Source organism: Tautonia marina (assembly GCF_009177065.1).
In the GTDB taxonomy this organism is placed as follows: domain Bacteria; phylum Planctomycetota; class Planctomycetia; order Isosphaerales; family Isosphaeraceae; genus Tautonia; species Tautonia marina.
On the sequence record NZ_WEZF01000011.1, the window covers coordinates 35,081 to 45,778 of the forward strand.

Annotated in this window: 10 protein-coding genes; 2 read left to right on the forward strand and 8 right to left on the reverse strand. The window is 62.1% G+C overall.

Features of this window, described 5'->3' with window-relative positions:
• Positions 1 to 14 precede the first annotated feature (14 nt).
• Complete coding sequence (locus GA615_RS14425) at positions 15 to 1,355, forward strand: Gfo/Idh/MocA family protein (RefSeq protein ID WP_152052014.1); 1,341 nt, start codon at positions 15 to 17, stop codon at positions 1,353 to 1,355.
• Positions 1,356 to 1,443: 88 nt separating this feature from the next.
• On the opposite strand, the gene GA615_RS14430 is transcribed toward GA615_RS14425, so the two are convergent.
• The 6 genes from GA615_RS14430 to GA615_RS14455 all read right to left on the reverse strand — a co-directional run bounded on the left by GA615_RS14430 (position 1,444) and on the right by GA615_RS14455 (position 7,417).
• The gene (locus tag GA615_RS14430) at positions 1,444 to 2,289 is read right to left on the reverse strand and encodes an FkbM family methyltransferase (protein WP_152052015.1); all 846 of its coding nucleotides are present in this window, start codon (positions 2,287 to 2,289) and stop codon (positions 1,444 to 1,446) included.
• Entirely contained in the window at positions 2,280 to 3,521 is a 1,242-nt protein-coding gene (locus GA615_RS14435; RefSeq protein WP_161602340.1) for a glycosyltransferase family 4 protein, read from the reverse strand. Before GA615_RS14435 ends, GA615_RS14430 begins: the two co-directional genes overlap by 10 nt.
• A 158-nt stretch (positions 3,522 to 3,679) precedes the next feature.
• The gene (locus tag GA615_RS14440) at positions 3,680 to 4,108 is read right to left on the reverse strand and encodes a hypothetical protein (RefSeq protein ID WP_152052017.1); all 429 of its coding nucleotides are present in this window, start codon (positions 4,106 to 4,108) and stop codon (positions 3,680 to 3,682) included.
• A gap of 86 nt (positions 4,109 to 4,194) precedes the next feature.
• Complete coding sequence (locus tag GA615_RS14445; RefSeq protein ID WP_152052018.1) at positions 4,195 to 5,469, reverse strand: glycosyltransferase family 4 protein; 1,275 nt, start codon at positions 5,467 to 5,469, stop codon at positions 4,195 to 4,197.
• Positions 5,466 to 6,590 (reverse strand): glycosyltransferase family 4 protein, encoded by a 1,125-nt coding sequence (locus GA615_RS14450; protein WP_152052019.1) that lies wholly within the window; start codon positions 6,588 to 6,590, stop codon positions 5,466 to 5,468. Before GA615_RS14450 ends, GA615_RS14445 begins: the two co-directional genes overlap by 4 nt.
• A gap of 107 nt (positions 6,591 to 6,697) precedes the next feature.
• Entirely contained in the window at positions 6,698 to 7,417 is a 720-nt protein-coding gene (locus tag GA615_RS14455; protein WP_152052020.1) for an adenylate kinase family protein, read from the reverse strand.
• Between the two features lie 168 nt (positions 7,418 to 7,585).
• Between GA615_RS14455 and GA615_RS14460 the strand changes: the two genes are divergently transcribed.
• A complete protein-coding gene (locus tag GA615_RS14460) occupies positions 7,586 to 8,227 on the forward strand; it encodes a histidine phosphatase family protein (protein WP_152052021.1) in 642 nt (213 codons plus the stop codon).
• A 67-nt stretch (positions 8,228 to 8,294) separates the two neighbouring features.
• Here the strand turns inward: GA615_RS14460 and GA615_RS14465 are convergent, their stop codons facing one another.
• Positions 8,295 to 9,362 (reverse strand): hypothetical protein, encoded by a 1,068-nt coding sequence (locus GA615_RS14465; RefSeq protein WP_152052022.1) that lies wholly within the window; start codon positions 9,360 to 9,362, stop codon positions 8,295 to 8,297.
• 96 nt (positions 9,363 to 9,458) lie between these two features.
• The gene (locus GA615_RS14470; protein WP_161602341.1) at positions 9,459 to 10,655 is read right to left on the reverse strand and encodes a M28 family metallopeptidase; all 1,197 of its coding nucleotides are present in this window, start codon (positions 10,653 to 10,655) and stop codon (positions 9,459 to 9,461) included.
• Positions 10,656 to 10,698: the final 43 nt, after the last annotated feature.

Here is a 10,698-nt window from a genome sequence, read left to right on the forward strand (position 1 = left end):
TGGAGTCCAACACGATGCGATCGATTCAGCGCCGAGATTTCCTCCAGGCGTCGGCCGCCAGCCTGGCCGCCCTGACCGCCTCGAACGCCTCACGAGCTTCTGCCGAGCCCCGATCTGCTCCGAGGAGAACCAGCGCGAACGATTCGCTGAACGTGGCCGTCGTTGGGGTCCGAGGTCGGGGGATGGACCACGTCCGAGGGTTCCTGAACCAGAAAGATCAGGGCGTGCGCGTGACCACGGTCTGCGACGTTGACGAGAACGTCGTTGGCAACGCCATGAAGGCGATCGAGGCCGCGAACGGATCGGCACCATCGCTCGTGAAGGATGTTCGCGCAGTCCTCGACGACCCGGCGATTGACATCATCTCCGTCGCCACGCCGAACCACTGGCACAGCCTCATGGGCATCTGGGCCTGTCAGGCCGGAAAAGATGCTTATGTCGAGAAGCCGGTGAGCCACAATGTGTGGGAAGGCCGAAAACTGGTCGAGGCGGCAAGGAAATATGACCGAATCGTCCAGTGCGGCACCCAGTGCCGGAGCCATAAGGGGATTCAGGACGCGATCAAGTTCCTGCGCGAGGGGGGCATCGGTAAGGTCTACATGGCCAAGGGGCTCTGCTACAAGCCCCGCGGCTCGATCGGCCACGGCTCATTCCAACCGGTGCCGAAAGAACTCGACTACGACCTCTGGACCGGCCCGGCCGAATTCCACAAGCCTGGCGATCCGAGCGTCTACAACCCGAACATTCTGCACTACAACTGGCACTGGGTCTGGAACACCGGCAACGGCGACCTGGGGAACCAGGGCATCCACCAGATGGACCTGGCCCGCTGGGGCATCGGCAAGAACGAATTCCCGAAGACCGTAATGTCGGCAGGCGGCCGATACGGCTACGAAGATGACGGCGAAACCGCCAACACTCAGACCGTCAACTTTGAATATGACGATGTTTTGCTGCAATTTGAGGTGCGCGGCCTGCCCACCAACGACGAGCAAGGGGTGAAGGTCGGCGACATCTTCTACGGGACCGAGGGGATTCTGACGCTCGACAGCTACACCTCGTGGCAAACGTTCTTCGGCCACAAGATGGAGCCGGGCCCGAAGGGGACGGGCGGCGGCGACCACTACGCCAACTTCATCGAAGCTGTTCGCACCCGAGACCGATCGATCCTCAATGCCGAGATCGAGGAAGGCCACCTGTCGAGTGCCTTCTGCCACCTCGGCAACATCGCGCTGCGACTCGGCCGCAAGCTGCACATCGACGTCGAGAATGAGGCGTTCCTCGACGATCCGGAAGCCAACGCGATGCTCACCCGAGAGTACCGGGCGCCGTATGTCGTGCCCGATCAGGTCTGATCGGTCAACGACTCCGACCTCTGCCTGAACCGACGGGATTCCAGGTCATTATTGATCTGGAATCCCGATTCGTTTTGGGACGAGACGACTATCCCACCTTGGGCAGCATTCGACGCACGACCGACGGCACGATCGGCACGTGCCGGGCAACCCGACGAAGCTGGCGGGCAACGGTCAGACTCGTGGTCCCCAGATCCTCGTACAGAGAAAGCCGGGCGAGTGCCTCGTCTCGCTCGCGCCGAAGGGTTTCAAGCTCGACCACATGCTCAAACGAGATGTAATCGTCGAGCACATTGACCGGCGATCGGAAATGCGAAAGCAAGTGCCGATCTTCCAGCCGCAGATAATACCGATTCAGCCCATCGAAAGCGGCCCGAACGTAATCGACCGCAAGCAAGATCGGCTCCCACAGCTCGGGCTGGATGGTGGCTTCGATGACGAGCACCCGAGGACGCCAGCGCCGCCAGTCGGCCCCTCGAATGACGGCAAGTTCGTGCCCTTCCACATCAATTTTAAGAAAGTCGATGGTTCGATCACCCACATAACGCTTGCAAAGGGTTGCAAGGGTGATCACCTCAACCGATCGTTCGACATAGGCATAGCCGTGCAATCTCAGCCCGGCAGCGAAGTCGACATCAAGCGTTGACATGCCGAGGGAATCGGCCGGCTCGTGCAGGGTCATCGTCCCTTCATGATCGGAGATCGCAAGGGAGAGATTGACGTCGTTCGGACGCTCGGCCTGGAGCATTTCCCAGACGCGAGCGACCGGTTCGACATTGACGCCCGTCCATCCACGATCCGAGAAATGCCTTGTGACCGAATGCAGCGTGGGATGATTCGCTCCCACATCGACATAAAAGCCCCGGTCCGTGTCAGGGAAGACGCGTCGAAGGAGAACGTCTTCCGCATTTTGCGCGTAAGAGATCATGGGCATGGGACGCTCTCGGGAGTTGAAGACCGGGACCGAGGATCGACCGAGAATCCGCTTGCGGCTCGATCGTACGAACGCCGTGAACGGGGAGGTTCGTTCCAGGCCCAGGCATTACGCCGAGCCCAGGCAGACGTGAGCAACTGCCACTTGCGATCGGCGAGTGCGTTCCAATCGAACAGCGACTCTAACCGTGGGCGATCCGCGCGAGCGGTGGCAATCGCGGCGGAAGGGTGAGTCAGAACCCGGTGAACGACTTTCATCGTCCCTTCGGGATCATCGAGCGGGCAGAAGTGCGCCCCAGGACAGTCGCCGAATAGACTTTCGGTCGTGTCCAGACGCCCCAGCACCACCGGGGTTCCGCTGGCAAGCGCTTCGAGAATGGGCAGGCCGAAGGCTTCTACATCGGAAAGCAATAGGAGCGCCCTGCTCGATCGATAGGCAGCCCGCAACTCCGCCTCGCTGACATAGCCGCGTAGTTCGACGAAGGGGCGAAGGGAAGCGGGAATCCGATCTGCCGATGCCTCACTCCGATTGCCAATCACAACAAGGCGATACTCAGGCCACCGGTGGATGACCTGCTCAAACACTCGAATGACACGATCAAAACGTTTGCGAATCTCGGCCAGATCACCCACAAAGAGCAATTGGGGAGGGCGATCAGACGGACCAAGGTCGAACGTCTCGAAGTCGCACCCGAGGGGCAAGGCCACGCAATTGACACGTCCGGGGGCGAGCCGTTGCAAGGCTCGGCATTCGGACGGCGAATCGGCCAGGACCAGATCGGATCGTTCGATCACGCGGCGATGAATCGCGGCGACAGTCGCCTCTTGCTCGGGCGTCATGGGAACCGTCCAGAGCGGCTGATCATGGGGTGTATAACACAGCACGGTCCGGTCGTCGATGTGATTCAGGACTGCTCGCCCGGTGGCCGCGTTGGCGAAACCGACCAGTTCGATCGCGTCCCATCGGGAGGTTCTGATAACCTCTGGCAAGTGCTCGTTGAGCGGTTCCACGCAATCCGATTCAAACCGGTGAGGTCCGACACACAAGGGAATCCCAAGCGGAGAGGCGAACTCCCAAACGCGACGCAGGGAGTTGGGATCCCGGTCATCCATCGCGAACGTCACGTCCACCCAATCCTGCAACCGCCTCACCAGTTCGAAAATGGCCCGACCGATGCCAGAATACATCTGGTTCGTCGTGGGAATGGCAATCAGAACGCGGAAGCGTTCCATCGATGAGGGGGTTCGACCCGCCATGTCAGTATCGGTCGGTTCGCGCCTAGAGACGGAACCAGCAAAGGGCTTCGCAACACGTGGGCACAGGGTCGTGGACATGAGCGATCGACCGAGGTTCGAGAATGGGGTTGCGTGTCATCGGAGCGAGTCAAAGCTCACATGGAACGACCATCATCAACCGAGGAATTCTCAGAGATGCGCCTGTTCGAGTATTCTTTGAACGTACTGACATGAGGCGCCGAGAGATTATTGGCCGTGTCAACCCGGCAGCCCGGCGCGGGAACGGCTCGCCCGGCAGCGTCTGGGGTTTGGATCCGGGCGAGATGATCTTCAATACTCGCGAGCCGACGAGCCATAGCCACGGCATCCCAGCGAAACGCATCGGCTGCGGCCGATCGTTGGCTGAGTGCCTCGACCTGGCCAGTCAGGTGATCAATCTGGGTCTGGAGGTCGCGATACAGCGCTTCTTGATGAAAGAACATGGGGCGAAGAAGCCTGCGCACCAGGCGACGGGCAAGACCAAGCACGCGCTTCGGTCCCTTCGCATCGTCGATACCCGCGTTGTAAAAGGCGAAGTCTCGCACGAGGAATCGGGCCTCCCTGATCAGGACCAAAGAATGTTGGGAAACGCTCAGGATTCTCCGACATTCCGAAGGAGAACCTGTCAGATTCAGGCCGCTTCGGCCACGAGCGATTCGGCCAGACCTTCCGCGAGCCGAGCGAGACGGACCGCATCGGCCGGGGTTCCAGGCGAGGACTCAGATCTGGTCCTGGCGGAATCTTCAAGCAATTGCACGAGGCGAGGCGCCAGACCATCGACATGAAAATCGCGCCAGGTCGATGCTCGGGAACGCTCGGCAATGGTCTGGGAGTCGATACGGCGCTCCAGCACGTCGAGAAACACCTGGGCAAGGGCGGAGGCGGTGGGTTCGACCTTCAGACAGTGGACCCCGTGAACGAGCCACTCGGCCAGGCCACAACTCTGGGAGATGAGGGGGAGGCACGCGCCGTGAGCCGCGGCCTCGATCGGGCCGATGCCGAATGGTTCTCGCTCCCAGGTCGGAAAAGCGAAGATCTCGTACTCACGGTATCGAGCGATCAGATCACCGTGATCGAGCGGCCCGAGGAATCGGACACGGTCCTCGACGCCGTGCTGCTGCACCAGGGCCGGGTAGTGGTTTTCATCAACATCGGCGATGGCTCCAATCAGATCGAGTTCGACCGACCAGCGCTCCTTCCGGACAAGGCCGACCGCTTCGATCAGCAGGTCGATTCCTTTGTATGGGGTCAATCGTCCGGCCGATACGACCTTCAGTGGACCGTTCCGTACCCTACGACGGGGCAGGGGGTTCGGATGACCGTCGATCCAGTAGGGAAGCAATTCGACACGCCCGTTGAGTGGAACCCCCTGGCCTTCGATTTCCTCAACCAGTCGGGAGCTGACCGCGATAAACGTTCCTCGCATCTCTGCGCCGAAGCGATCGGCCAGGGCAGGAACGACCTTGCCCCAAACCGAGCAGCAATACGAGGGAACCGCATCGCCCAGTTGCCAGGCCCAGGGCACACCCAGATGGTTCAGGGTCGCCATCAATCCAAGCCCGCCAAGACCAGTCAGGTTATGCACATAGGCAACATCGGGCTGAAACCGTCCGACCGTATCAGCGAGCACATGCACATTCGCGGAGTTGATCAGCCGCGATTGCACGTCCATCAACCGCTGAACCACGGGGGGTCGGCGATTCATGGTGTGTTGGTTCCAGATGTCCGTGATCGTGAACCCTCGGCGCACCCCTTCCTGTGGTGGAACAAAGGAGCGGCCCGAAGCGGTCAGGACAAGGACCTCATGCCCAAGCCGACGCAAGGCCTCGACGGCCTGAGCGCAGGCCACCTCGTAGCCGCCGACGACCTCGGGAGGATAAAAGTTTGAAAGAACGAGAATCTTCACGATGCCCGCTCCTTCCGCACCGACCGGGTTTCGAGCAGTTCGTCATAGAGCGCGGCGAGCTTCGCACCGGCAACGGTGAGGTCAAAGGCTCGCAGGACCTCGCGCCGGGCTTCCCGACCAATCCGGGCGACGGTTTCGGGCTCGTTCGCCAGGCGACGCAGGAGCGTGGTCAGTTCGTCTGGGGTGTCGAACAGGTAGCCGCTTTGATAGGGCTTGATGAATTCGGGCATGGCCGCGACCCGCGAGGCGATGGGGACGGTCTCGCAGCTCATCGCTTCCAGCAAGGTCAGGCCCATCAACTCAGGGGCTCGGTAGCGACGATTGTAACAATCGACATAGACCGACGGGAGGACATTACACCAGGCCCTCGCGTAGAGGTCGCGGACGGTCGAGTCGTCGGCATCGGTGACGAAGGTCACGTCCTTACCCACGGACAGGCGACGGAGCAAGGCGAAGTAGTCGGGATCGTAGGGTCGCCCGCAAACGGTCAGGGGCAATTCGGGGGGAAGGGCCGCGATGAGTCGATCGATTCCCTTGTGAGCGAGCAACCGGCCCACGTAAAGGACCCGATCGCGGGGGGGACGAGGTTCAGGAGGAGCGAATCGGGCGGCATCCACACCGCCTCGGATGACGACGACGGGGGTCGGCGTGCGGAACAGGGATGCACCAAAAGACGAGTACGCAACGATTCGATCGGCCAGTTCCAGGCTTCCGAGCGATGCCCCCAGCCAACTGGAATGGCCACCGTGGTCGGAGGCACAGGTGGGTTTGTGCTGCTGCTGGGCCGCAAGCAGGCCGAACTCGCCAGATCGGCTGAAGGCCATATGCACATGCACGAGATCGGCCTCGGCAATTGCGGCAGGCAGTTCCCACGAGACGGCGTCGAGCGGATCGACGGGCCGCCGGGAGACGGGAAGGACGCGGAGGGTCACGCCGGGGCGGAGTTCGCGCCGGGCGGGAGCCACGCCGTAGGAGATGAGATCGACCTCGTAGCGCCCGCCGGTGGCTTCGACCAGTCCGGCGGCCATGTTGGTCGCGTAGCGCTCACCACCGCCAAGGCATGAGGCCTCGTCGAAGTAAAGCGGGGTCAGAAAGGCGACCTTCCGTGTCGCGTGAGCCATCGCGCGGCGGTCCCTCTGCGCGGTGGGGAGGATTCAAGTCGTTCCGGGACGATCCGGGGCGGTCGCGGCGAGCGGATCGGGCTCGCCGCGCAGGAGAACCCAGGAGGCTAGCCAACCGTTGAGGGGGTTCTATCCGGATCGGTCGTGTCGGTCAAGCCGGATCGTTGGCCGTTCTCGTGGCTCGATTCGGCGGGCGATCCCACGTCTAGCGGGGTGGAAAACTGGCGGATCTTCTCCATCTCGCAGAGCCGCTGAATGATGTCCATATGAACCTTCAGGGGTGACTGCGAGGCATTAATTTCGTAGATGATCGACGGGTCGTAGAACTGGAGGGTCTGAAACGTCTCTTCGTGGTAGACCTGAAGCCGACGTTGAACGACCTCTTCGTTAATGTCGTCGAGCCGGTTTTCGCGGAGGGCTCGGGCGGCAAGGCGATCCTTGGCCTTGTCGATGTCGGAGATCATCAGGTGGAAAATCTGGATAACGTCGAGAACATCGTCGAGCATCCCGGCCTGCTCAAAGTTACGCGGCAAGCCATCGAGCACCAGGGTGGTGCATCCGGGGGTCACCTCGTCCTGAAGCATGAGAATCTGGAGGTGACGTTTCCAGATGCGGATGGTCAAATCGTCTGGCACAAGCAAGCCGCGCGAGGTGTACGAGACGACCTCTCGACCCAGATCGCCATGCTTGGGGAGCCTGCGGAACAGGTCGCCGCTGGAAATGTGTACGACCCCGGGCAGGTGGCCGAGCACAACGCCTTGCGTTCCCTTGCCGCTGCCTGGCATACCGAAGAGAAGGATGGTCCGGAACTTGTCGGGCAGGGCCATGAGACGACCTCACGCGATCGGAGAAGCGGCGAGGGGTCGGCAAGACGGCTGAGTCACGAGCCCGACGAAAACTCCGGCCGATCTTCCGGGGTTAGGCCGTCGTCGGGGCTTGCCAACCCGAACGTTCCCCTGCAAGTTTACACCATTTGACCGAGAAACCCAACCGTGATGACCACCGGTTTACCCTCCTCCGCACCCACCCGGATCTTGCTGCTTCGCCACGCGATGACCGCCGCCCCCGATCGCTTTCACGGGGCCGAATCCGATATCGGACTCGGCCCCGAAGGGCACCGGCAGGCTCTGACCGCCGCCGAAGCCCTCGCTCGGCTGCGCCCTCATGCCGTGTACAGCTCGGGAATGAGGCGGGCTCGCGAAACGGCCGAACCCATTGCCCAGCGGTGCGGATTGGCTCCGGGAATCATTGCCGAGTTGCATGAGCGACGGATGGGCTCGATGTCGAACGCAACGATCGCCGAGGTCCGTGCCGAGGTCGATCAGTTTATTCAGCGATGGGGCGCAGGAGACATCGACGCCGCCCACCCCGGAGCCGAATCGTACCGGGAACTGCGCGATCGGGTTGTGCCGCCGTTTCAGGCCCTGGCCGAGCGTCATCGGGGCGAAACCATCATCACTGTGCTTCATGGCGTGGTGATTCGTGTCCTGATTACTTCACTTGTCGAATCGTTCTCGCCGGCCGACTACCACCGCATTGCCATTCGTCACGTTGCGGTGAACGATCTCCGCTACAACGACCAGGGTTGGAGGATTGCCGGGATGGACCGCGATGCCGGGGCCCTCGTCTTCCCCTGACCCGCCGTGCCGTCCGTGGCACGGCGTGACGTGATGACCGCGTAACGGGAATCGCCCGCGGTTCGGTTCACTTCGCGGCGGCCTTGTCGATGTCGTCCCAGCTCAGGTTCGCGAACACTTCCTTCGCCGAGTCGCCGACCAGCTTGCTGCTCTCGACGAGGGGCTTCGTGGCGACGGACGGATCGGCGGCCTGGGCGACGGGGATGGGGGTCAGCATGGCATCAAACTGCCGATAGATCTCCTTCTGTCGTTCGGTCTTGGCGCGGCCGAAGCGCAGGTTGTAGGCGTGCATAAAGCCGACCAGATCCGCCATTGTCCCTTGCTCATACGACTGAATCATGCGGTAGACGGCCCCCCCTTGCGGGTCTTCGAGCAATCGAATCATCCCGGCGAGGGTGCGGAGGAACTGGTCGGCATCGTCGGCCCCAACCACGGGGAACCCTTTTTGCTCGTTCTTGAGCACGGTGCGGAGCGTGTTCAGCGCGGCGTCGATCTCTGATCGGGTCGTGTCGGAGATGGAGCCGTCGAGGTCTTCGGCCAGAGCGGCGGTCACGGCCTTCGAGAACGCTTCTCGGGGTTGTTCAAACTCCTCTTCCCGGAGCAACGGAGGCCACCCGTCTTCCTGCGTCAGAATCGACAAACAGGCGGTGATGGGTTCCGAGGCATTTTCAAACGGGAGATCGCGGAGAACGTCGGCACCAAGCGGAATGGCCGCAAGGGCATCGTGTGTGGCGTCGGTCGGGAAATCGAGGATCTGATCAACTGTTTGATTGAGCAAAATCCCAGCCTCGACCAGCCCCTCTCGGTTGAGGATTGCGGATTCCACCGCCTGACGATCGCGCTGCTGGGCGTCTCGAATCTCCTTGGCCTTGCGGGCTTCAGAGATTGTCTGGTTCCATTTGGCATAGGCTTCGGCCCGGAGCTTGCTGGCCTCGGCCGCCTTGACCTGGTAATCCGCCTGGGCTCGCATGTAATAGCCACTTCCGCGAAGGTAATCGGCTCCGGGGTCTCGCCCCCCCGTTCCAAAACCACCCCAACCTCCGCGCATCATCGCACCAGGATAGATCTGGGCGGAAACCGGAGCGGAAACGCTTGTGAGAAGTACCAACATCACGAAACCACGCACGAGCGACATACGACTCTCCCTGGGATCACGCAACACCGATCTCGAACGCGATTCCAACATGGAACGCTCCTCCCTGTACCTTAAGACATAATCCGCACGCCGTGGTCATCCTTCCTGAGCCGATTGAAGCGGCATTGGAAGCGGTGGATCACCCGAAGGGTGAAGCCGAACGGCCCAGGTCCAGGCAAGATGCGAGGCCAACCGTGCCGATCGCATCAAGGAATCGCGACAAATCAAATGCAACCCGTCGTGTCGCGTATGCAGTGATGCGGAGGTGCCAACCACATCGCCGAGCAGACTGACGGCAGCGAGCCCGGCCGCGGCAAACGGTTCGTGGTCCATGCCCGCGCCCAGAACTCGGAACCGGGAGGTGGGAATCTGCTGGGCCTCGGCCACGGTTTCGGCCAGGGTCACGGCGATCGGCGATCCGGCAAGCCAGACTCGGTCGCCCGCCCCCACGCTTTCCAGGTTGATCAGCAGCGTCGGTCGTTCCCGGAGCCACCACTCATGGCGCTGGAGGAAGGCGCGGGCACCGTCGAGCCCGACTTCCTCGGCCCCCGTGGCCAGAAAAACGGCATCGACTGGGGCATCGGCCCTGGGCTCCCACGATCGAGCTAGCTCCAGCAAGACCGCCAGGCCCGACCCGTTATCCAGCGCCCCCGGGCTGCGATTCCCCGAAGCATTACACATCAAGGCGATCAGACAACCGTTGATAAATCCCCCCAGGAGAATAAGGGGCGTGAACCCGATCGCCTCCCCCCCCAGCAACATCCTTGCGAGAGAAGCACCCGCCAGAATCAAACATCCCACCGTCGACGACACAACCAGGGCAACCCGGAAACCGGTCGGCAAGCGCTGCGACTTCGAATCGTAATGTGCCAAAAAGACGACCCGAGCCGGAGCGGCTTCGGCGTCGTTGTCCCTCGACGGCCAGACCACCAGATTGTCCGACCAGACCCGGGCCCGCAACCGATCGGCGAGGGATCGGGTCACGATCCAGGGAGCGTTGACGAGGTATCCGGCGGCCAGAGCACACAGTCCGGTGATCAGCGGCCATCGGGTCGCCAGGATCACGCCGATCGTCACCAGCACACTCGCGCCGGAGAATGCCAGCACGCTCCCGACCCTTCGAGCGGTCGTGCCGACCGGGAAGCGCTCACGGACGACCGGACGGCCGGATCGAGCCAGGGCACGCTCGACCAACCGCGCGGCCAGTCGCTCTCCTTGCGAACCGACCGCGCGAGGGAACGCAAGCCGATGGATCAGCCGAAGGGCACGATCGGGCTGGAACGGGCAAACCATCGCCCTATCCGTCACATCGGACACAGAAACTGTCACCAACGGC